This is a genomic window from Allobranchiibius sp. GilTou73 (genome assembly GCF_021391335.1).
Taxonomy (GTDB): domain Bacteria; phylum Actinomycetota; class Actinomycetes; order Actinomycetales; family Dermatophilaceae; genus Allobranchiibius; species Allobranchiibius huperziae.
The window spans coordinates 2,616,637-2,636,897 of the sequence record NZ_CP090051.1 but is presented as its reverse complement, the minus strand read 5'-3'; the positions used below and the strand labels follow the sequence as shown (position 1 = coordinate 2,636,897).

Genomic DNA, 20,261 nt, shown 5'->3' with positions numbered 1-20,261 from the left:
CGTACCGTGAGGTCGTGGCACGAGAGTTGAAGGTGCAGGACAGCGACGACCATCTCGAGGTGAGCCCGCCGCTGCATTCCGCGGCCGGCGTACCCGCGGTCACCCGCGCGATGCGGATGGCAATGAAACAGATGGGTCCGACCCGCTCCGGTCGCACTCTGCTTCGCCTCAACCAGCCCGGCGGTTTCGACTGCCCGGGGTGCGCCTGGCCCGACCCGGGGCACACGCACGCCGCGGAGTTCTGCGAGAACGGCGTCAAGGCCGTCGCCGAGGAGGCCACCACCCGCCGGGTCACGCCGGAGTTCTTCGCGAAGCACAGCATCGAGGAGCTGCGCGGCCGCACCGACTACTGGCTGGGCCAGCAGGGGCGTCTCACCACCCCGATGCACAAGGCGCCCGGCGACACCCACTATCGGCCGGTCAGCTGGGACGCCGCGCTGGACATCGTCGCGGGCCACCTGCGGGGGCTCTCGGATCCGGACGAGGCGGTGTTCTACACCTCCGGCCGCACGAGCAACGAGGCGGCGTTCTGCTATCAGCTGTTCGCGCGGGCGTACGGCACGAACAACATGCCCGACTGCTCCAACATGTGCCACGAGTCGAGCGGCACGGCCCTCACCGAGTCGATCGGGATCGGCAAGGGCACCGTGACCCTGACGGACGTGGAGAACGCCGAGCTGCTCGTCGTGGCCGGACAGAACCCCGGCACCAACCATCCGAGGATGCTCTCGGCCCTGGAGGCCGCGAAGAAGCGCGGCGCGCGGATCGTGGCGATCAACCCGCTCCCGGAGGCGGGACTGATCAAGTTCCGCAACCCGCAGACACCCCGTGGCGTGATCGGACCCGGCACCCCGTTGGCCGACCTCTACCTTCAGGTGCGCCTCGGCGGTGACCAGGCGCTCTTCCAGGCGCTCGGACACCTGCTCCTGCAGCGCCCGGACGTGCTCGACAAGGACTTCATCTCGCAGCACACCAGCGGATTCGAGGAGTACGCCGCGTCGTTGGCGACACTCGACTGGGACGCCACCGCGCGTGCCACCGGCTTGCAGCGCAGTGAGATCGAAGCGCTGGCAGATGAATTCGCCCGCTCTCGCGCCACGACGATCTGCTGGGCGATGGGACTGACCCAGCACCGGCACGCCGTCGCGACGATCCAGGACGTCGTCGACGTCCTCCTCCTGCAGGGCAACATCGGCAAACCCGGCGCGGGTGTGTGCCCGGTCCGCGGGCACTCCAACGTGCAGGGCGACCGCACCATGGGCGTCTGGGAGAAGCCTGGCGAGAAGTTCCTGCAGGCCCTCGACGACGAGTTCGCGATCACCGCACCACGCGAGCACGGGTACGACGTCGTCGACGCGGTCCGTGCGTTCCGCGACGGGCACGCGAAGGTCTTCATGGCGGTGGGCGGCAACTTCGTGCGGGCCACCTCCGACACCGACGTGACCGCCGCCTCGCTGGAGAAGGCCGCGCTCACGGTGCACGTCTCCACCAAGCTCAACGGCTCGCACGCGGTCACCGGGGACGAGGCGCTGATCCTGCCGACCATCGGACGCACCGAGGAGGATCTGCAGGTCTCCGGCGCGCAGCGGGTGAGCGTCGAGGACTCGATGAGCATGGTGCACGCCTCGCAGGGTCGGTTGCGACCGGCCGACCCGACGCTGCTCAGCGAGGTCGCGATCATCTGCGAGCTGGCTCGAAAGACGCTGCCCGACAGCACGATCGACTGGCCGGCCATGCGCGGGGACTACCGGGTGATCCGCTCGCACATCGCGGCGGTCGTGCCCGGGTTCGAGCACTTCGAGACGCGGCTGGAGCGCCCAGGTGGCTTCCTGCTGCCGAGTCCGCCGCGTGACGAACGCCGCTTCGAGACGCAGTCGGGGAAGGCCACCTTCACCACGCACGAGATGTGGGCGCCGGACTGCCCGCCCGGCCACCTGCTGCTGCAGACGGTGCGCAGCCACGATCAGTACAACACCACCATCTATGGCATGGACGATCATTACCGCGGCATCAAGGACGGTCGTCGGGTGGTCTTCGTCAATCCCGACGACCTGGCCGAGTTGGGCCTGCACGACGAGCAGATCGTCGACATCGTCTCGGTGTGGCGCGGCGCAGCCGGCGCCGACGAGGTGGAGGAACGCCGCGCCGACCGCTTCCGGATCGTCTCCTATCCCACGGCCCGCAGCTGCGCCGCCGCGTACTTCCCCGAGACCAACGTGCTGGTGCCGCTGGACTCCACGGCCAAACGCAGCAACACGCCGACGTCCAAGACCGTGGTCGTACGTCTGGAGCCGTCGACCTGATGGGCCGGATCACTACGCGTCACAAGGCTGTTCGGTTCGACCTGGCGGGGGAGTCCCGCGCGAGGATCGACACGGTCGCCGTTGAAGAGCCCCTGGAGATCCGGGTCGGCGGTGAGCAGTTGACCGTCACGATGCGCACGCCCGGCCACGACATGGAGCTCATCCACGGCTTCCTGCTGGCGGAGGGCGTCATCCGGCATCGGGACGACATCGTGCTGGCGAGGTACTGCAGCGACACGGAGACCCTGAACGTCGTCGACGTCACGCTGCGCGACGCCACCGCCTCGCTGCCCGTGAGCGCACAACGCAACTTGGTCATGCACGGTGGGTGCGGGTTGTGCGGCAAGACCACGATCGATGCCGTGCTGGCCGCGAGGCCGACCGTGGCGGGCGGCGCGGCCGAGGACGCCGGGCCGGCCTGGACCCCCCAGATCCTGGCGCGCTGCGCCGCTGGGCTGCGCGACGGCCAGGCGGTCTTCGAACGCACCGGCGGAGTGCACGCTGCCGGCCTGTTCGACGGGTCCGCGCACCCGCTGGTCGTGCGGGAGGACATCGGCCGCCACAACGCGGTGGACAAGGCGATCGGCTGGTCGGTCATGCACGGAGAGCCCGCCGTGGGCGGTTCTGACCGCGCCGACCGTTCCGGACTCGCCCTGATCGTGACCTCGCGAGCGTCGTTCGAGATCGTCCAGAAAGCGGCGATGGCCGGCATCCGGCTCATGGCCTGCGTCTCGGCGCCGTCCAGCCTGGCGATCGAGGCGGCGCAGGAGCTGGGGCTGACGTTGATCGGGTTCCTGCGCGAGGACCGGATGACGGCGTTCACTCACCCGCACCGGCTGCAGCACGAGACGTCACCGCAGCAGGCTCAGGCACGCGTCGCCGAGGAGCGGATGGTCACCAACTAGGCTGCGCGCTGTGCAGGACACGGGTGCGGCAGGTCAAGCGGAGCAGACGCCGCAGCCCGTCAGCCACCGCATCGTGACGGTGCCCAACATGCTGTCGACCGCCCGTCTGGTCGGCGTGCCCATCTTCCTGGTGCTCATCCTGCAGCGACACGACCTCTGGGCGCTGCTGGTGCTGGTGCTCTCCGGTGTCACCGACTACCTCGACGGCAAGATCGCCCGCGCGTACGGGTTGGTCTCCCGCCTGGGTCAGCTGCTCGACCCCACGGCGGACCGGCTCTACATCCTGTCCACCCTGCTCGGACTAGCCTGGCGGCACATCATTCCCTGGTGGCTGGTGGCGCTGCTCGTCCTACGCGAGGTCTTCGTGCTCGCCCTGGGGCCCATCCTGCAGATCCACCACCTGCCGATCCCGCCGGTGCACTTCATCGGCAAGGCGGCGACGTTCAACCTCATCTACGCGTTCCCGCTGGTGCTGCTCGGCCAGCAGCACGGGGTGGTCGGCACCGTCGCCCTGCCCATCGGGTGGGCGTTCGTGTGGTGGGGGACCGGCCTGTACTGGGTCGCGGGCGTGATGTACGCCGAGCACGTGCGTCAGATGGTGCGCAACCGGCCGGGCCGGACCCGTGCGCCGGTGGACGCACGATGAGCGGTGCCACCGACCGGGCGCAGGCACCGCCTCGCGACCCGGCCGCTTCGATGTCGCTCATCACCGAGCTGATGAAGAACCCCCTGGACCCGGCGTACCGCCAGGAGGCCGACCGCCGCGCGGCTGCGGGGGGCTCTCGGGACGCTGCCTCGAGCGGGCACCGTTCGCCGATCCTCATCGCCGTGGTGATCCTGCTCGGATTCGCCCTGGCCACCGCGGTGTCCGCGCTGCGGGTGCCCCGCACGCACCAGGACCGGCAACGCGCCTCGCTGATCTCGCGCATCCACCAGGAGCAGGGCGACATCGCCGCGAGTTCCCGGCAGATCACCGGCCTGCGGGGCGAGATCTCGACCCTGCAGAACAAGGCGCTCGCGAGGAACAACGGAGCGAGCACCGCCGCACAGCTGAACGCGCTCGGCGCGAGCACCGGCCTGGTCGCCGTGCACGGCCCGGGAGTCGTCCTCAGCGTCGACAATGCACCGAGCGGCAGTGCGGGCGCGGGCGTCGATCCGCGCCACCAGCAGGGCAGTGACACCACCTCGGCCGAGGGCCAGGTGGCGTCGGCAGACCTGCAGCTGGTCGTCGACGGCATGTGGCAGGGTGGCGCCGAAGCCATCGCGATCAACGGTCAGCGCCTCACCGCCCAGAGCGCCATTCGATCCGCCGGGGAGGCGATTCTCGTCAACTTCCAGCCTCTGCAGCCGCCGTACATCGTCTCGGCGATCGGACCGCCGTCGTTGCGCACCGCCTTCGAGGACTCCGAGGGTGGGGTCTACCTGCACGGCCTGGCGACCGGGTACGGCATCCGCACCAGCCTGCGCTCGGACAGCTCGCTCAAGCTGCCCGCCGCCGTCGTGGCAGACCTGCGCTACGCGAAGGCGGCTCAGTGATCCCGGCACTCGGGCTCGTCGGCGGTCTCCTCCTCGGCCTCTTCCTGCACCCGGACGTGCCGCTGTGGCTCCAGCCGTATCTCCCGGTGGCGGTCATCGCGGCGCTGGACGCCGTCTTCGGTGCGGTGCGCGCGATGCTCGACGGCATCTTCAGCGACAAGGTCTTCGTGGTGTCGTTCCTGTCGAACGTCGTGGTGGCCGCCCTGATCGTCTTCATGGGTGACCAGCTCGGCGTCGGGTCCCAGCTGTCGACCGCCGTCGTGGTCGTGCTGGGTCTGCGGATCTTCTCCAACGTCGCCGCCATCCGCCGGCACCTCTTCCACGCATGAGCGAGCCGACGCGCGAGTCCGGCTGGCGCACCCTGGCCAGGATGGGCCGCCCGCGCGCGACGAAGGCCAACGCCCTGGCCGCCGTACTCGCCGCCGCCCTCGGCTTCGCGATGGTCACCCAGGTGCACCAGAACCGCTCCTCGGGCCTGGACAACCTGTCCCAGGACGACCTGGTCGCACTCCTGGACGGCGAGGCGCAGCAGGCCGTGCGCCTCGGCCACGAGAGCGACACCCTCACCTACACCCGGGACCAGCTGCGCGGCAGCACCGGGGACCAGGCCGCCCTGAAGGCGGCGCAGCAGCGCTTGACCCAGCTCGGCATCCTGGCCGGCACCCTGCCCGCCACGGGGCCGGGCATCCGGATCACCGTCGCGGACCCCAAGGCCGGGGTGCAGTCGGCCAACCTCCTGGACGCGGTCGAGGAGCTGCGGGACGCCGGCGCCGAGGCCATCCAGGTCAACTCGGTGCGCGTCGTGGCCAGCTCCTACTTCTCCACCGGCAGCGACAACCGGCTGCAGGTCGACGGGACCTCCATCAGCGCGCCGTACGTGCTGCTCGCCATCGGCGACCCGCACACCATGTCCACCGCGATGGCCATCCCCGGCGGCGTCGTGAGCACCCTGCGACAGCTGGGCGCCACCGCCTCGGTGACCAGTTCCACCACAGTCTCGGTGAGCGCGTTGCGGGCCGGAAGCGGCGATCAGTACGCTCACCCCGACACCACCACGTCGACCGGCTGACCGGCCGCGCCGACGCACTGCACGCCTTTACCCGAGGAGCCCCATGTCCCAGCTGGAGTACCCCGCCGACCTGCGCTACACCGAGGATCACGAGTGGGTGCGAGAGCAGGACGACGTGGTGCGGATCGGCATCACGGCCTTCGCGCAGGACGCGCTCGGCGATGTGGTGTACGTCAGCCTCCCGGCGGTCGGCGACCAGCTCACCTCCGGTGACTCGTGCGGCGAGGTCGAGTCGACCAAGTCCGTCAGCGACCTCTACGCCCCGCTGGACGGCGAAGTCACCGCGGTCAACGAAAGCCTCGACAGCACACCGGAGTTGATCAACTCCGACCCGTACGGCGAGGGTTGGATGTTCGAGTTGCGCGTCGCCGACGCATCGGCGGTCGCCGCCCTGAAGGACGCCGACGCGTACACCGCGTCGCTGGGCTGAACCGAGCACTTCCACCGGGCCTGCTTCGGCACGGCCCGCCTCACCGACCCCGTTACAACGATCACATAGGGTGACGCAATGACCGAGCAGCCGGCGTCCGGTGACACCACCGCACGTATCCCCGCAGCAGGAGTCCAGCCGGCTGACGCCGTACTCCCGAGCGAGGTCGGCCTCTCCAGCGCCGACCAGGCGACCGTCGACGCGCTGCGTCCCGGGACGGCGCTGCTGATCTCCCAGCGTGGGCCGGGCTCGGGCGCCCGATTCCTGCTCGATGCCGACGAGGTCAGTTCGGGGCGTCACCCCGACAGCGACATCTTCCTGGACGACGTCACCGTCTCGCGCCGGCACGCCATCTTCCGGCGCACCGGCCAGGGTTACACCGTGCAGGACGTCGGCTCGCTCAACGGCACCTACGTCAACGGCCAGATCACCGACTCGGCACCGCTGAAGACCGGCACCGAGGTCCAGATCGGCAAGTTCCGCCTGGTCTACTACGGTGCCGCCGGCTCCTGAGGGCGGCAGCCACACCGTCGGTGCGGTCCTCGCGCTGCTGCGCGAGGACTTCCCCGACCTGACGATCTCCAAGGTCCGCTTCCTGGATGCTGAAGGTCTCGTCAGCCCGGGCCGTTCACCGTCAGGCTACCGCCGGTACAGCAACGCCGACCTGGACCGTCTTCGATTCGTTCTCACCGCGCAGCGCGACCGCTTCTGGCCGCTGAAGGTCATCCGGGAGGCGCTGGACGCCTACGACCGCGGCTTGCAGCCAGCACAGGGCCTGGACGCGCGGCCCGTCCCGCCGCCACCGGCCGGCGACCCCGCGCTCAGCACGCCGCCGTCACCGCCAGAGGAGGAGCGCGCCGAGCCGCCGTTGCGACTGACCCTCGCGGAGGTGGCGCGCGGATCGGGGTTGAACGAGGCGCAGGTGCGCGACCTGGCGGGCTTCGGTCTGATCACCCCGGACGCCGGATACTTCGACCGGCAGGCTCTGGTCGTCGCCCGCAGCGCCGCCGCACTGATGGCGCGCGGACTCGGCGCCCGGCACCTGCGTACCTTCCGGCTGGCCGCGGAACGAGAGGCCGCGATGGTCGCGCAACTGCGCGGCCGCGGCGGTCGGGGCACCGAGAGCGAGCAGGTCGTGGGCGAGTGCCTGGCACTGCATCTCGCGTTGCTGCGCGCGCAGGTAGCGTTGCACCCATGAGACGGGTCGATGTCATGGGTGTGCGAGTCGAGATGCCGACCAACAAGCCGATCGTCCTGTTGCGCGAGAGGGACGGCGAGCTCTACGTGCCGATCTGGATCGGCGCGCCGGAGGCGACAGCGATCGCGTACGCGCAGCAAGGGGTGGCGCCGCCGCGTCCGTTGACGCACGATCTGCTGGTCAACGTCCTGTCCGACCTCGGTCACACCCTGGAGCACGTCGTGGTGACCCGGATGGAGGACAGCATCTTCTACGCCGAGCTGGTCGTCGACGGTGACACCACCATCAGCGCCCGCTCCTCCGACGCGATCGCCATCGCCTTGCGTGCCGGGGTGTCGATCTACGTCGCGGACGAGATCTTCGACGAGGTCGGCGTGTCCGTGCCGGTCGAAGAGGACGACGAGGTCGAGAAATTCCGCGAGTTCCTCGACAACGTGTCGGCCGAGGATTTCGAGACGTCCCAGGGCGAAGGACCTGGTGAAGCCCCAGAAGACGGGCCCGAGGACAGACCTTCATCCTCGACTTGAGGGTTACTGTTGCGCGAAGTGCCGCGACACGCCGAAATTAGACCCCGCCGGTCGTTGACCCTGCCTGCAGCGCGCCTTACGTTGCGAGCACGGTTTCAGTGGTTCGCGGGCCCTCCGCAACGCCTCTGCGGCCGTAGAATGCAGGAACAGCGGCTCGTTCGACGGGTTGCTCACGCGGGTCGGTAGGACCCCGGAAACTGGAGGTCGACCGTGGCTGCAACAGGCACGACAGGCGATGCTGCGTCGGTACTGCAGGACGGGACCCGCGGCGCTCAGCCGCTACAGGGCGCGCTGTTCGCGCATCCGGGTGACGCGTCCGACACCGAGACGGTCGGCTACCGCGGTCCGGCGGCATGCAACGCGGCCGGCGTCACCTACCGGCAGTTGGACTACTGGGCGCGCACGGGGCTGCTCGAGCCGTCGGTGCGCAATCCCTCGGGTTCGGGCCACCAGCGGCTCTACAGCTTCCGCGACATCCTCGTGCTCAAGGTCGTCAAGCGACTCCTGGACACCGGTGTCTCTCTGCAGCAGATCCGGATCGCGGTCAGCACCCTGCGGGCCCGGGGCGTGTCCGACCTCGCCGGGATCACCTTGATGTCCGATGGCGCGAGCGTCTACGAATGCACCTCCGATGAGGAGGTCATCGACCTGATGCGCGGCGGGCAGGGCGTGTTCGGTATCGCGCTCGGCTCGGTGTGGCGCGAGGTCGAGGGCACGCTCAGCGAGCTGCCGAGCGAGCGGCCGGAGGAGCCGGAGCCCGCCGTACACCCCGGCGACGAGTTGCGTCAGCGTCGCCAGGCCCGCCACGCCGGTTGATCCGGCCGCGGTAGGAGTCCACCCGCCCGCGTAGTAATCTTGAGCACGCTCGCGACGCCGGCGGGAGAGAACTTGCACGATCCTGTGCGAGGACGCCGAAGGGGCAATTCTCCCCAGAACCTCTCAGGCTCCCGGACCGCCCGGTCGAGGCATCTCTGAAGGCATGTCCCCGTACGGTCCAAGTCCGGCCGGGACGAGCTGACAGAAGGGGAGGCGACCGACCGCCGCCTGCCCTCTGCGAGGAACGCCATGAGCACCCCCACCCAGCACGACGCGCCCGCCCCCGACTTCGTCCGCCGACACGTCGCGCCCACCGAGGACGACGTCGCGGTGATGCTGAAGGCCGTCGACCAGCCCAGCCTCGAGGCCCTTCTGGACGCCGCCGTCCCCGGCCGGATCCGCGCGGACCACCCGCTCGAGCTCCAGGCCGCACCGTCCGAACCCGCGGTCATCGAGGAGCTGCGCGCGATCGCGGCGCGCAACTCGGTGCGCACCAGCATGATCGGCCTCGGCTACTACGGCACCCACACTCCTGCGGTGATCCGCCGCAACATCCTGGAGAACCCCGCCTGGTACACGGCGTACACGCCCTACCAGCCGGAGATCTCCCAGGGCCGGCTCGAGGCGCTGCTCAACTTCCAGACCGTCGTACGCGACCTGACCGGCCTGCAGACGGCCGGTGCGTCGCTGCTCGACGAGGCCACGGCCGTCGCCGAGGCCATGACGTTGATGCGCCGGGGCAGCAAGGCGTCCGCCGACGCGGTCCTGCTGGTCGACCAGCACGTCATGCCGCAGTCCATCGCCGTCACCCGCACGCGTGCCGTGCCGCTCGGCATCGAGCTCGTCGTGGCGGATCTGCGTGGTGTCGACGACGCGGCCTCCCTGCGGCAGGCCGCGGGAGACCGCGACGTCTTCGGTGTCGTCATGCAGTACCCGGACGCGTCGGGTCGCATCGTGGACTGGACCGCGCTGACGCAGGCTGCCCACGAGGCCGGCGCCCTGGTCACGGCCGCTGCCGACCTGCTCGCGTTGACGCTGCTGACCGCGCCCGGCACTTGGGGGGCCGACGTGGCCGTCGGCACGACCCAGCGCTTCGGCGTGCCGATGGGCTTCGGCGGACCGCACGCGGGCTACATGAGCGTGCGCGCCGGACTGGAGCGCACGATGCCGGGCCGCCTGGTCGGCGTGAGCGTCGACGCGGCCGGCAACCCGGCGTACCGACTGGCGCTGCAGACCCGGGAGCAGCACATCCGCCGCGAGAAGGCGACGTCGAACATCTGCACCGCCCAGGTGCTGCTCGCGGTGATGGCCTCGATGTACGCCGTCTGGCACGGCCCCCAGGGTCTGATCCGGATCGCCCGCGAGGTGCACGCGAAGGCCACCGCCCTGGCCGCGTCGTTGCGCGATGCGGGCGCACAGGTCGCCGACGATGACTTCTTCGACACGTTGACCGTGACCGTGCCCGGGCGCGCCGACGACGTTCGCACCGCGGCCCTCGAGCAGGGCGTGAACCTGTGGCGGGTCGATGCCGCCACGGTCTGCCTGAGCGTCGACGAGACCACCACGGCCGACGACCTCGCCGCGGTCGCAACGGCATTCGGCGCGTCGGCACCGCAGTATGCGGCCGCGTCGGCGGGGGAGCCCGACTGGGCCGACGCGATGCGGCGTACCGACGAGATCCTCACCCACCCGGTGTTCCACAGCCACCAGAGCGAGACGGCGATGCTGCGCTACCTGCGCACCCTCGCCGACCGCGACTACGCCCTGGACCGCGGGATGATCCCGCTCGGCTCGTGCACCATGAAGCTCAACGCCACCACCGAGATGGAGGCGATCACCTGGCCGGAGTTCGCGAACCTGCACCCGTTCGCGCCCGCCGACCAGACCGAGGGCATCCGCTCGATCGTCGCCGACCTCGAGAGCTGGCTGGCCACGATCACCGGCTACGACTCGGTGTCCCTGCAGCCGAACGCCGGCTCGCAGGGCGAGCTCGCGGGTCTGCTCGCGATCCACGCGTATCACCAGGCGAGAGGCGACAATGACCGGCGGGTGTGCCTCATCCCGGCGTCCGCGCACGGCACCAACGCCGCCAGTGCGGTGATGGCGGGCCTCAAGGTCGTGGTGGTCAAGACCGCCCCGACCGGCGAGGTCGATCTGGACGACCTGCGGGCCAAGATCGCCCAGCATGGCGACACGCTGGCCGCGGTGATGGTCACCTACCCCTCGACGCACGGTGTCTACGAGGACACCATCACCGAGCTGTGCGAGCTGGTGCACGAGGCCGGCGGCCAGGTCTACGTCGACGGTGCGAACCTCAACGCGCTCATCGGGATCGCCGAGCCGGGCAGCTTCGGAGGCGACGTGTCGCACCTGAACCTGCACAAGACCTTCTGCATCCCGCACGGCGGTGGCGGCCCCGGCGTGGGGCCGGTCGCTGTCCGCTCCCACCTGGCGCCGTACCTGCCCAACCACCCGTTCGCCGAGGAGGCCGGTCCGAAGACGGGTGTGGGCCCGATCTCGGCCGCGCCGTACGGCTCGGCGTCGATCCTGCCGATCTCGTGGGCCTACGTCCGCCTGATGGGCGGGCAGGGTCTGACCGACGCGACGCGCACCGCGATCCTGTCGGCCAACTACGTCGCGGCGCGGTTGCGCGACTCCTACCCGGTGCTCTACTCCGGCGAGGACGGCCTGGTCGCCCACGAGTGCATCCTCGATCTGCGCGGCCTCACCAAGTCGTCGGGGATCACGGTGGACGATGTCGCGAAGCGCCTGGTGGACTACGGCTTCCACTCGCCGACCATGTCCTTCCCGGTGGCGGGCACGCTGATGGTCGAGCCGACCGAGAGCGAGAGCCTGGAGGAACTCGACCGGTTCTGCGAGGCGATGATCGCCATCCGTGCCGAGATCCAGCAGGTCGAGGACGGCGCCGTACCCGCCGCGGACAGCGCGCTGCGGCACGCGCCGCACACCGCACAGTCGCTGACCCAGGACTGGGAGCACCCGTACTCCCGCGCCGAGGCGGTCTACCCCGCGGGCGTGGACCCGATGCGCAAGTACTGGGCACCCGTGCGGCGCATCGACGGCGCGTACGGCGACCGGCACCTCATCTGCTCGTGCCCCTCGCCGGAGGCGTTCGAGGACTGAGCGCGAATGTCAGCGGATTCCTGGCGTGTCCGCCAGGAATCCGCTGACAACCGTGTGCGGGAAGCGTGAGTTATACGCGAATCGTGCTGAGGTATCTGCTGATCCGGCCGATCGCCTCGGTGAGCGTGTCGACGTCCGGCAGCGTGACCAGGCGGAAGTGATCCGGCGCGATCCAGTTGAAGCCCGTCCCATGGGTGACCAGGATCTTCTCGGCTCGCAGCAGGTCGATGACGAACGCCTGGTCGTCCTGTATCGGGTAGATCTGCGGGTCCAGCCGCGGGAAGCAGTAGAGCGCGCCCTCGGGCTTGACGCAGCTCACGCCCGGGATCTCGTTGAGCAGCCGCCACGCGAGCATCGACTGCTCGTAGAACCGCCCGCCGGGCATGATGAGCTCGTCGATGGACTGGTATCCGCCGAGGGCGGTCTGGATGGCGTGCTGGGCGGGCACGTTGGCGCACATCCGCATGTTGGCCAGCAGCGTGAGGCCTTCGAGGAAGTCGGCCGCCAGGTGTCGTGGTCCGGTGATCGCCAGCCACCCGGAGCGGTAGCCGCACACCCGGTAGGCCTTCGAGAGCCCGCTGAAGGTCAGGCAGAGCACGTCGTCGCCGGCGAACGTCGCGGCGTGGTGGTGGACCGCGCCGTCGAAGAGGATCTTCTCGTAGATCTCGTCGCACATCAGGACCAGTTCGTGGCGCCGGGCGATGTCCACGAACCCTCGGACGATCTCCTCGCTGTAGACCGCACCGGTGGGGTTGTTGGGGTTGATGAGCACGAGGGCGTGCGTGTTCGGGGTGATCCGCGACTCGATGTCGTCCAGGTCGGGATTCCAGCCGTTGGCCTCGTCGCAGCGATAGTGCACCGGCGTGCCCCCCGCCAGCGTGACCGCCCCGGTCCACAGGGGATAGTCCGGCGCCGGGATGAGGATCTCGTTGCCGTCGTCGACGAACGCCTGCAGCACCAGGGAGATCAGCTCACTGACCCCGTTTCCGATGAAGACGTCGTCGACCTCGACACCCGTCAGGCCGTTGCCCTGGTAGTAGTTCGCCACCGCCGTACGTGCGGAGAAGATGCCTCGGGAGTCGCTGTAGCCCTGGCTCTTGTGTAGGTGGTGCACGACGTCCCGCTGGATCGCGTCGGGCGCCTCGAAGCCGAACGGGGCGGGGTTGCCGATGTTCAGCTTGAGGATCGAGTGCCCCTCGGCCTCGAGGCGTTCGGCCTCGACGAGGATCGGTCCGCGCACGTCGTACCGGACATGTTGAAGCTTCGCCGACTGCTTGATCTCACGCACGGCGGACAGCCTCGCACAGCGTGAACGCCCGGCAGGGGCACCGCCGCGCGTGGCGCGTGTGTCGTTACGCGACCGCGTCCTGCGCGGCGGGGATGACCTCGATGTGGGACCCGCTCTCGGTCTTGCGGACCTGTACGCGGCTGCGGATCCTCGCTCGCAGCTCGCCGACGTGACTGACGATGCCGACACTGCGTCCGCCGGCCCGCAGCCCGTCGAGCACTTCCATCACCTGGTCAAGAGTCTCCTCGTCAAGGGATCCGAAGCCCTCGTCGACGAACAGCGTGCCGAGCGGGCGGCCGCCGGAGTCGTGGAGCACGGCGTCGCCGAGCCCGAGGGCCAGGGCGAGGGAAGCGGTGAACGCCTCACCGCCGGACAGGCTCGCGGTGTCGCGGGCGCGACCGGTCCAGGCATCGAGCACCCGCAGGCCGAGGCCGCTGCGGGCACCGCCTCGCGCCAGCTCGTCGCTGTGTTCCAGGGTGAAGCGACCGTCGGACATCACCTTCAGGTGATCGTTGGCGAGGGCTGTCACCAGCTCCAGCCGGGCGGCCAGCACATAGGACGTCAGGCGCATCCGCAGCAGGTTGTCGCCGTGGCCGGCGGCCGTGTCGGCCAACGGGCCGAGGACCGCGAGCTCCTCGAGCGCGGGCCGGGATCGTTGCGCCAGCTCGCGCACCGCCGCCGCGATGCTGTCCAGGTCGCGCACGGCACGGTCGGCGGTGGACACGGCCTGCGCGGTCGTCGTACGCCGATGCTCGGCCGACTGTGCCGCCTCCTCCAGGGCGGGCAGATCCGGAGCGGGCGCCGTCTCGGCGTCGGCGACGTTCGGCTGGTCCAGCACCCCGACCGCCCGGTCGTAGGCCGCGCGCTCCGTCGCCACCGTCTGCTCGAGGTGCTCCACCCGATCGGCGGTCAGGAGTGCCTCGACGGCGTGCGGCAGATCGGGAAAGTCCTGCGCGGTGAGGATCTCGGACAGGTCACCGGCCGCCTTGCGGTCGTCGTCCTGCGCGGCTCGCCAGGTCTGGTCGGCGGCCTGCAACGTCTCGCCCGCCCGCTCCAGCTCCTGATGGCGCTTCAGCGGGTCGCCCTGGTCGACGAGGTCGCACCAGCACTCCTGCGCATGCCGGCCGCGGCGGTCGGCCATGCGCCGCTCGATGTCGGAGAGTCGCTCGCGGGTCTCGGCCAGGCGCGACACCGCCGCCGCGTGACCGGCCTGTGCCCGGGCGTGTGCTTCCTGCGCCTCGGACGTCGCGGCGGCGGACTCCGCGAGCAGCTTCGTCAGCGTCTGCCGGTGATCCCGTACCGAGATCGCAGCGGCGACCGCGCGCCGGGCGACGGACAGGAGCTCACGGAGGGCGTCGGCGTCGGGGGCCGCCTCCTCTGCAGCCCACCCGGGGATGGCCGCCAGGGCGAGGCGGTGGGCCGTGACGCAGTCCTCGTGGCGGCCCTGGGCGATGGCCAGCGCGGTCTGTGCGTCCGCGTGGATCGTCCGTGCTGCTTCGGCGTCAGCCTCCGCGCGCTCGACGTCGGCTGCGGTCACCGCGTCGTCGACGGGCATCGCCGGTGCCGGGTGCTGCTCGGATCCACAGACAGGACAGGGGCATCCGGGTCGCAGCTCGCCGCCGATCTCGCCGACCATGCCCGCCAGCCGTCGGCGTCGCAGCTCGAGCACCTGCTCCTCCGCGGCGACGTAGATCGGCGTGACCTTCGCGGTGTGCTCGCGGGCCGCCCCGACGACATTGAGTGAACGCTCCAAGGACTCGTGGGCGGACTGCGCCGTCCTGATCGATTCGACGACCCGCTCGGCGGCGCTGACGGCGTCCGGACCGGGATCCGCGGCGCCGGCCAGTTCGGCCTCGATCCGCTCGACCCGATCACGCAACTGATCGAGGTGGGCCACCACCGCCGCCAACTGCTCGGCGGTCGCGGACGCCTCATCGCCCTGATGACCGACGCTCCTCGCCTCGGCGGCCGCTTGAGACTCCAGATCGCGTAGACCCGTGAGTGCTCGACCGCCGTCGGCGATCGCACAGGCCAGCGCGGACCGGTCCCGCGCCGAGTCGAGCGAGTGGGTGGGGCCCACGAGCGCACGCGCCTGCGCGACGGAGGCTTCGAGGCGCGAGGAGGCCGCGTCGAGGGTCGCGACTGCTTCCCGGCGCCGCGCGGCGACCGGCCGGACGACGGCTGCGCGGCGAGACGCCCGCACCGCCTCCCGCTGTGCGCAACGCTCGTCCTCACGCGCCGCGTACGCCTGCAACACCGCGCGGGCCGCGCGGGCCTGCTGCTGCAGTCCCACGAGCCGATCGGCCTGCTGCAAGGCATCTCGGGCGATGTCGCGCTGCCGGTCCGCGTCGTCTGCGTCGACGAGGGCGCGGGTCGCGTGGTCGGCGGCCAGCCGGCGGCAGTCCACGACCGTTGCGTGGAGCGCGGTGACTTCGGGCGCGTCAGCGGTCTGCGGCTGGTCGTGCGGTGCCGGCAGGTCCAGCTCCGCGAGCAGGTCGACGAGTCGGTCGGCCTGATGGGCGAGGGCCGTGGCGGTCTCGCGGACCTGCGTGTTCAGCTCGCGCCGGCGCTCGGCGAGCCAGTCCTGCGCCGCGGTGAAGCGCTCGATGTCGAAGAGCCGGCCGAGCAGCGCCCCACGGTCCTCGGGCTTCGCGCGCAGGAAGGTCGCGAACTCGCCCTGGGGGAGCAGCACCACCTGGGCGAACTGCTCCAGTCCCAGGCCGAGGTGGTCGGTGACGATCTCGGCCGCCTCGTCCATCCGGGTGCTCTGCGCGACCCACTCGCTGCCGTGCAGCACTTCCAGCAGGACGGTGGCGGGGCGTCGGGTGGTGCCGGTGCCGCGCTTCTTGGGAGCGTCCCACTCCGGACTGCGGCGGATCCGCAATCGCTCGCCGGCGGCGGTGAATTCGATCTGCACGTGCGACGGGACGCTCGGATCGGCGTGGTCGCTGCGGATGGTCTCGCGATGCCCGGTGCGGCCGCCGGGAAGGGCGCCGTAGACGGCGTAGGAGACCGCGTCGAGGATCGAGGTCTTGCCGGCGCCGGTGGCGCCGTGGATGAGGTAGAGCCCTGCCGCGTCCAGCGCGTCGAAGTCGACCCGCTCGAGGCCGGCGAAGGGTCCGAACGCCTGCAGCTCCAGCAGGTGCAGCCTCATGCGACGCCCCGGTCGCCCGACGTGGCCCGGGCGGCGCCCTCGTCGGCCCCGGCGTCGCGGGCGGCGCGGCCGCGCTCGAACGCCGCGGCCCAGACGGCGCGCTCGGCGTCGGTGGCGGCTACCCCGCCGCGTACGTGCTCGGTGAAGTCGCAGCAGAGGTCCAGGTCGTCGCGGCCGTCGACCCGCTCCGCGTAGCTGCGGCGGTCGATGGGGGTCGCGGCCTGGGCGAACCCGAGCGTGAGGGTGTGCGGGAACCGGCGGCGTACCTGCTCCATGGCCGCGGGCGGTCGCATCGGGTCCGTGAGGACGACCTCGCACCACGCGTCTTCGTGCTGGGTGAGGGCCGGGTCGGCGAGCAGATCGGCCAGCACGCCGCGCAACCGGGCGATCGGTCGGTGTACCGGAGCCTCGATCAGCTCGGTGCGCACCTGCCCGTCCTGCAGGTCGAGCAGCACCGAGGACTTCACCTGACCCGCCTCGGAGAAGGACATCGCCACCGGTGACCCGCTGTAACGCACGCCGTCGGCCAGCTCCATCGGCCGGTGGATGTGGCCCAGCGCGGCATACGTCATGCCCGCGAAGACAGCGCGCGGCACCGCGGCGACCCCGCCGACGGCGATGTCGCGCTCGGAATCGCTGGTGGTGGCTCCGGTGACGAAGGCGTGCGCCATGACGATCGTCGGGGTCGGTCGGCTTGCGGCGTCCGCGCGCACCCGGGTCATCGCGGCGCGCAGCACGCCGGCGTGCGTGGGCGCGGCGTCCAGCGCGGGGGCCACCACGGACGGTTCGAGGTAGGGGAGCGGGTAGACCGCCGCGCCGCCGAGGTCGACCGGCCTGCCGATCCCGTCCAGGGAGGTGCGGATGTGCAGGCCCGCACGCTCCAGCACCCGCGACCCGAAACCGAGTCGCGTCGCGGAGTCGTGGTTGCCGCTGGAGAGCACGACCTGCGCACCGGCGTCGAGCAGCCGCACCACGGCCTCATCAAGCGCCGCAACGGTCGCTGGGGCGGGCAGCGCGCGGTCATAGATGTCACCGGACACCAGCACCGCGCCGACCTTCTCCTGGCGCACCACGTCGACCAGGTGGTCGAGGTAGGCCACCTGCGCATCGAGCAGCCCGGCACCGTGGAAGGAGCGGCCCAGGTGCCAGTCGGAGGTGTGGATGATGCGCACGTTCCGAAGGCTAGGAGCCACCTCCGACAGGCCTGCGCATTTGCCCCGGCGTGTGGCGGCGTTGCCATGGGCAACGGTCTGCCAGGGTGAGTCCGTGATGCATTGGTCAACCGAGCGCGACATGCGTCTGCGGCATGAAGCAATGGCCTGGCTCAGTGCTCGAACGCACGATGGTTCTTTGCCCTTGTCGGGTGAAGACCTCGCAGATTTCCGGTTCGATGGAGAGCGGCTCGCCCTGATCGACCGTCAACGGGGCATCCGAAAGCCTGCTGTGCTCGACGCGGCCCTCTCGATCCGAACCGTTTACACCCCGCCCGGTCGACCGAAACCGTACGACGACCTGACTGGACTGGATGGGCGGCTGCGTTACAAGTGGCGCGGGACCGAGTCGCAGCACCCAGAGAACGTCGCGCTACGGCGTGCAATGGACCAACGACTTCCTCTGATCTGGTTCTTCGGGGTAGGCCGAGGTCAACACCAGCCGATGTACCCGGTGTACCTCGTGGCGGAAGAAGTCGAGCAACATCAATTCGTCGTGGGATACGAGCCGGAACTAGCATCCGCCGATCCAGACTCTCTCGTCGAGGCTGCGCTGCGCCGGTACGTCCTGCAGGAGACGAAAGTGCGGCTACACCAGCCTGTCTTCCGGGCAACGGTGATGCGCGCCTATGGAACGCGATGTGCCGTGTGCTCGCTGCGACACGGCGAGTTGCTAGACGCCGCCCACATTGTTCCGGACTCGACGGAGGGCGGGATCGCATCGGTGACCAACGGGCTTGCTTTGTGCCGGATCCATCATGCGGCGTACGACCGTCGCATCCTCGGCATCCGGCCGGATTACGTCGTGCAGATCCGCCATGACCTCTTGGATGAGATCGACGGGCCGATGCTCGAGCACGGCTTGAAGAGCCGGCACGATCAGCCTCTGATGGTGCTTCCCGAGATTGGTCGCGAACGTCCCGATCGTGACCTGCTCGCGCAGACATGGGAGCACTTCACCGCGGGCGGCACTGGCTAGTGGCAGGAACCGACCAAGCGCGGCGCAGGAAAGTGACCGCAGGGCCGACAACCCACCGTCGGAGGGCCGGGTGGCGTAGGAAAATGGCCGCCAGGCCGACAACCTGCGACCCGGGAAGGACGTCCGGCGCATCGGGTGCGGCCGCGAATCGTGGTCGGTGCTACGACCAGGTCGTCGACACCCCGTAGGTTGGGCCCGATCTTCGAGGAGGCCTGATGGGCGCGGAAGTTTCCGGCACGACGTACACCCGCGAGCAGCGGCAGCGCTACCGCGAGAAGGTGCGCCAGGACCTGGACGTCTTCGAGCGGATGCTGGCGACGCACCGCTTCGAGTACGAGCAGCAGCTGACCGGCATGGAGATCGAACTCAACCTGGTCGGCAAGGACGCCATGCCGTTGATGTCGAACGCCGCCGTGCTGGAGAGCATCGCCGACACCGACTATCAAACCGAGCTCGGCCGCTACAACATCGAGCTCAACGTCAGCCCGCGCCCCATGCCCGGCGACTCGGCGATCCAGCTGGAGCGGGAGCTGCGCGAGAGCCTCAACCGCGCCGAGACGAAGGCCAACGAGGCCGGCGCGCGCATCGTGCAGGTGGGCATCCTGCCCACCCTGATGCCCGAGCACTTCTCGCCGGACTGGATGAGCGCCAACGCCCGGTACGCCGCACTGAACGAGTCGATCTTCGCCGCGCGTGGTGAGGATCTCTTCATCGACATCGAGGGCACCAGTGGCGAACGCCTTGCCATGTATGCCGATTCGATCTACCCCGAGTCCGCGTGCACGTCCGTGCAGCTGCACCTGCAGGTGCAGCCCCACCAGTTCGCGGCCTACTGGAATGCCGCCCAGGCGCTGTCCGGGGTACAGCTCGCGGTCGGTGCCAACTCGCCGTACCTCTTCGGCAAGCAGCTGTGGCAGGAGACGCGCGTCGAGCTCTTCCTGCAGGCGACCGACACCCGGTCGGTGGAGCTGAAATACCAGGGCGTGCGGCCGCGGGTGTGGTTCGGGGAGCGGTGGATCACCTCGATCTTCGATCTCTTCGAGGAGAACGTGCGCTACTTCCCGGCGCTGCTGCCCGAGACCAGCGAGGAGGACCCGATCGCTGTGCTCGACGAGGGGCGCGCGCCCGAGTTGGCCGAGCTGAAGCTGCACAACGGCACGGTCTACCGCTGGAACAGGCCGATCTACGACACGGTCGACGGCACACCGCACCTGCGGGTGGAGAACAGGGTGCTGCCGGCCGGTCCCACGATCGCCGACACCCTGGCCAACTCGGCGTTCTACTACGGCGTCGTGCGGATGCTGGCCGAGCACGACCGGCCGGTGTGGTCCCGGATGAGCTTCGCCGCGGCCGAGCACAACTTCACCGAAGGCGCCCGACGGGGGATGGACGCGACGATCTACTGGCCGGGGTTCGGCGAGGTCGCGTCCGAGGAGCTGGTGCTGCGCCACCTGCTCCCGCTCGCGCACGAGGGACTGCGCAAGTGGGGCGTGGCGACGGCGGTCCGCGAGCGCTACCTCGGCATCATCGAGCAGCGCTGCCGGGTGGGGCGCAACGGCGCGAGCTGGCAAGTCGAGTGCGTCCAGGCGTTGGAAGCCAAGGGCCTCAGCCGGCTGGAGGCCCTCGCGCAGATGGTGGAGCGCTACCTCGACGGCATGCACAGCAACGAGCCCGTGCACACCTGGGAGCTGCCCGGCTGAC

Annotated in this window: 17 protein-coding genes and 1 riboswitch; of the genes, 14 read left to right on the top strand and 3 right to left on the bottom strand. The window is 70.2% G+C overall.

Annotated features, from left to right (window positions below; all coding sequences use genetic code 11):
- Positions 1 to 14: 14 nt before the first annotated feature.
- From LVQ62_RS12995 to gcvP, 12 genes are all read left to right on the top strand, one after another.
- The gene (locus tag LVQ62_RS12995; RefSeq protein WP_370639622.1) at positions 15 to 2,303 is read left to right on the top strand and encodes an FdhF/YdeP family oxidoreductase; all 2,289 of its coding nucleotides are present in this window, start codon (positions 15 to 17) and stop codon (positions 2,301 to 2,303) included.
- Positions 2,303 to 3,208, top strand: coding sequence for a formate dehydrogenase accessory sulfurtransferase FdhD (gene fdhD, locus LVQ62_RS12990; RefSeq protein ID WP_233762169.1), 906 nt, complete (start codon positions 2,303 to 2,305; stop codon positions 3,206 to 3,208). Before LVQ62_RS12995 ends, fdhD begins: the two co-directional genes overlap by 1 nt.
- 10 nt (positions 3,209 to 3,218) lie before the next feature.
- The gene (locus tag LVQ62_RS12985; RefSeq protein ID WP_233762167.1) at positions 3,219 to 3,854 is read left to right on the top strand and encodes a CDP-alcohol phosphatidyltransferase family protein; all 636 of its coding nucleotides are present in this window, start codon (positions 3,219 to 3,221) and stop codon (positions 3,852 to 3,854) included.
- Positions 3,851 to 4,744 carry a DUF881 domain-containing protein gene (locus LVQ62_RS12980; protein WP_233762165.1) on the top strand — a complete coding sequence of 298 codons (894 nt, stop codon included), beginning with the start codon at positions 3,851 to 3,853 and terminating at the stop codon, positions 4,742 to 4,744. Before LVQ62_RS12985 ends, LVQ62_RS12980 begins: the two co-directional genes overlap by 4 nt.
- Positions 4,741 to 5,073: a small basic family protein gene (locus LVQ62_RS12975; protein ID WP_233762163.1), complete on the top strand. Its 333-nt coding sequence runs from the start codon at positions 4,741 to 4,743 to the stop codon at positions 5,071 to 5,073. The genes LVQ62_RS12980 and LVQ62_RS12975 overlap by 4 nt, the downstream gene beginning before the upstream one ends.
- On the top strand, positions 5,070 to 5,813 hold the full coding sequence (locus tag LVQ62_RS12970; protein WP_233762161.1) for a DUF881 domain-containing protein: 744 nt from the start codon (positions 5,070 to 5,072) through the stop codon (positions 5,811 to 5,813). Before LVQ62_RS12975 ends, LVQ62_RS12970 begins: the two co-directional genes overlap by 4 nt.
- Before the next feature lie 43 nt (positions 5,814 to 5,856).
- On the top strand, positions 5,857 to 6,243 hold the full coding sequence (gene gcvH / locus LVQ62_RS12965; RefSeq protein WP_179480571.1) for a glycine cleavage system protein GcvH: 387 nt from the start codon (positions 5,857 to 5,859) through the stop codon (positions 6,241 to 6,243).
- 78 nt (positions 6,244 to 6,321) lie between these two features.
- Positions 6,322 to 6,756, top strand: coding sequence for an FHA domain-containing protein (locus LVQ62_RS12960; protein ID WP_233762159.1), 435 nt, complete (start codon positions 6,322 to 6,324; stop codon positions 6,754 to 6,756).
- Positions 6,740 to 7,441 carry a MerR family transcriptional regulator gene (locus tag LVQ62_RS12955; protein ID WP_233762157.1) on the top strand — a complete coding sequence of 234 codons (702 nt, stop codon included), beginning with the start codon at positions 6,740 to 6,742 and terminating at the stop codon, positions 7,439 to 7,441. Before LVQ62_RS12960 ends, LVQ62_RS12955 begins: the two co-directional genes overlap by 17 nt.
- Complete coding sequence (locus LVQ62_RS12950) at positions 7,438 to 7,968, top strand: bifunctional nuclease family protein (RefSeq protein WP_233762155.1); 531 nt, start codon at positions 7,438 to 7,440, stop codon at positions 7,966 to 7,968. Before LVQ62_RS12955 ends, LVQ62_RS12950 begins: the two co-directional genes overlap by 4 nt.
- Before the next feature lie 210 nt (positions 7,969 to 8,178).
- Complete coding sequence (locus LVQ62_RS12945) at positions 8,179 to 8,784, top strand: MerR family transcriptional regulator (protein WP_370639621.1); 606 nt, start codon at positions 8,179 to 8,181, stop codon at positions 8,782 to 8,784.
- A 51-nt stretch (positions 8,785 to 8,835) separates the two neighbouring features.
- Positions 8,836 to 8,933: riboswitch (glycine riboswitch) on the top strand.
- A gap of 100 nt (positions 8,934 to 9,033) precedes the next feature.
- The gene (gene gcvP / locus LVQ62_RS12940; protein ID WP_233762148.1) at positions 9,034 to 11,928 is read left to right on the top strand and encodes an aminomethyl-transferring glycine dehydrogenase; all 2,895 of its coding nucleotides are present in this window, start codon (positions 9,034 to 9,036) and stop codon (positions 11,926 to 11,928) included.
- Between the two features lie 70 nt (positions 11,929 to 11,998).
- Here gcvP and LVQ62_RS12935 read toward each other — a convergent pair whose 3' ends face one another.
- The 3 genes from LVQ62_RS12935 to LVQ62_RS12925 all read right to left on the bottom strand — a co-directional run bounded on the left by LVQ62_RS12935 (position 11,999) and on the right by LVQ62_RS12925 (position 17,542).
- Positions 11,999 to 13,216 carry a pyridoxal phosphate-dependent aminotransferase gene (locus LVQ62_RS12935; protein WP_233762147.1) on the bottom strand — a complete coding sequence of 406 codons (1,218 nt, stop codon included), beginning with the start codon at positions 13,214 to 13,216 and terminating at the stop codon, positions 11,999 to 12,001.
- A gap of 64 nt (positions 13,217 to 13,280) precedes the next feature.
- Positions 13,281 to 16,370 (bottom strand): AAA family ATPase, encoded by a 3,090-nt coding sequence (locus LVQ62_RS12930; protein WP_233762145.1) that lies wholly within the window; start codon positions 16,368 to 16,370, stop codon positions 13,281 to 13,283.
- Positions 16,367 to 17,542 (bottom strand): exonuclease SbcCD subunit D, encoded by a 1,176-nt coding sequence (locus tag LVQ62_RS12925; RefSeq protein WP_233762143.1) that lies wholly within the window; start codon positions 17,540 to 17,542, stop codon positions 16,367 to 16,369. The genes LVQ62_RS12930 and LVQ62_RS12925 overlap by 4 nt, the downstream gene beginning before the upstream one ends.
- Before the next feature lie 97 nt (positions 17,543 to 17,639).
- Between LVQ62_RS12925 and LVQ62_RS12920 the strand changes: the two genes are divergently transcribed.
- Together LVQ62_RS12920 and LVQ62_RS12915 are read left to right on the top strand one after the other, a co-directional pair.
- On the top strand, positions 17,640 to 18,560 hold the full coding sequence (locus LVQ62_RS12920; protein WP_233767814.1) for an HNH endonuclease: 921 nt from the start codon (positions 17,640 to 17,642) through the stop codon (positions 18,558 to 18,560).
- Between the two features lie 215 nt (positions 18,561 to 18,775).
- Positions 18,776 to 20,260, top strand: coding sequence for a glutamate--cysteine ligase (locus LVQ62_RS12915; protein WP_233762141.1), 1,485 nt, complete (start codon positions 18,776 to 18,778; stop codon positions 20,258 to 20,260).
- Position 20,261 lies beyond the last annotated feature (1 nt).

What these genes read in the sequence shown, in the direction of transcription:
- LVQ62_RS12970 (WP_233762161.1), top strand. Translation starts at nt 5,070, where the DNA reads ATGAGCGAGCCGACGCGCGAGTCCGGCTGGCGCACCCTGGCCAGGATG.
- LVQ62_RS12920 (WP_233767814.1), top strand. Translation starts at nt 17,640, where the DNA reads ATGCATTGGTCAACCGAGCGCGACATGCGTCTGCGGCATGAAGCAATG.
- fdhD (WP_233762169.1), top strand. Translation starts at nt 2,303, where the DNA reads ATGGGCCGGATCACTACGCGTCACAAGGCTGTTCGGTTCGACCTGGCG.
- LVQ62_RS12930 (WP_233762145.1), bottom strand. Translation starts at nt 16,370, where the DNA reads ATGAGGCTGCACCTGCTGGAGCTGCAGGCGTTCGGACCCTTCGCCGGC.
- LVQ62_RS12960 (WP_233762159.1), top strand. Translation starts at nt 6,322, where the DNA reads ATGACCGAGCAGCCGGCGTCCGGTGACACCACCGCACGTATCCCCGCA.
- gcvP (WP_233762148.1), top strand. Translation starts at nt 9,034, where the DNA reads ATGAGCACCCCCACCCAGCACGACGCGCCCGCCCCCGACTTCGTCCGC.
- LVQ62_RS12915 (WP_233762141.1), top strand. Translation starts at nt 18,776, where the DNA reads ATGGGCGCGGAAGTTTCCGGCACGACGTACACCCGCGAGCAGCGGCAG.
- LVQ62_RS12980 (WP_233762165.1), top strand. Translation starts at nt 3,851, where the DNA reads ATGAGCGGTGCCACCGACCGGGCGCAGGCACCGCCTCGCGACCCGGCC.
- LVQ62_RS12950 (WP_233762155.1), top strand. Translation starts at nt 7,438, where the DNA reads ATGAGACGGGTCGATGTCATGGGTGTGCGAGTCGAGATGCCGACCAAC.
- gcvH (WP_179480571.1), top strand. Translation starts at nt 5,857, where the DNA reads ATGTCCCAGCTGGAGTACCCCGCCGACCTGCGCTACACCGAGGATCAC.